This is a genomic window from Seohaeicola nanhaiensis (assembly GCF_042654245.1).
GTDB lineage: Bacteria > Pseudomonadota > Alphaproteobacteria > Rhodobacterales > Rhodobacteraceae > Seohaeicola_A > Seohaeicola_A nanhaiensis.
The window spans coordinates 1-1,046 of sequence record NZ_JBHSGI010000039.1; the positions used below are offsets into that span (position 1 = coordinate 1).

Below are 1,046 nucleotides of genomic sequence, written 5' to 3' on the forward strand. Positions count from 1 at the left end.
ACGGCAAGACGACGCTGACGGCGGCGATCACGAAGTATTTCTCGAAAGAGTTCAAGGCCTACGACCAGATCGACGCCGCTCCGGAAGAGAAGGCGCGCGGGATCACGATCTCGACCGCGCACGTGGAGTACGAGACCGAGAAGCGCCACTATGCGCATGTCGACTGCCCCGGCCACGCCGACTATGTGAAGAACATGATCACCGGTGCGGCGCAGATGGACGGCGCGATCCTGGTCTGTGCGGCCTCGGACGGCCCGATGCCGCAGACGCGCGAGCACATCCTGCTCGGCCGCCAGGTCGGCATTCCGACGATGGTCGTCTACATGAACAAGGTCGACCTGGTGGATGACGAGGAACTGATCGAACTGGTCGAGATGGAGCTGCGCGAACTGCTCAGCAACTACGACTACCCGGGCGACGACATCCCGATCATCAAGGGTTCGGCGCATCAGGCGCTGATCGGCGAGCGTCCGGACATCGGCGAGCAGTCGGTGCGCGCGCTGATGGACGCGGTCGACGAATGGATCCCGACCCCCGAGCGGGCCGTGGACCAGCCGTTCCTGATGCCGATCGAAGACGTGTTCTCGATCTCGGGCCGCGGCACCGTGGTGACGGGCCGTGTCGAGCGCGGCGTGATCAACGTCGGCGACGAAATCGAGATCGTCGGCATCAAGGCGACCAAGAAGACGACCTGCACCGGTGTGGAAATGTTCCGCAAGCTGCTGGACCGCGGTGAAGCCGGCGACAACATCGGCGCGCTGCTGCGCGGCGTCGACCGGGAAGGCGTCGAGCGGGGCCAGGTGCTCTGCAAGCCGGGTTCGGTGACGCCGCACACCCAGTTCGAAGCCGAGGTCTACATCCTGACCAAGGAAGAGGGTGGCCGTCACACGCCGTTCTTCGCGAACTACCGCCCGCAGTTCTACTTCCGGACCACGGACGTGACCGGGACGGTCGAGCTGCCGGAAGGCACCGAGATGGTGATGCCGGGCGACAACCTGAAGTTCGGCGTCGAACTGATCGCGCCGATCGCCATGGAACAGGGCCTG

1 protein-coding gene is annotated in these 1,046 nt (G+C 64.8%); it reads left to right on the forward strand.

Features of this window, described 5'->3' with window-relative positions:
- Positions 1 to 1,046 (forward strand): elongation factor Tu (gene tuf / locus ACFO5X_RS26135; protein WP_380723272.1); only part of this gene is annotated, 1,046 nt, incomplete at both ends.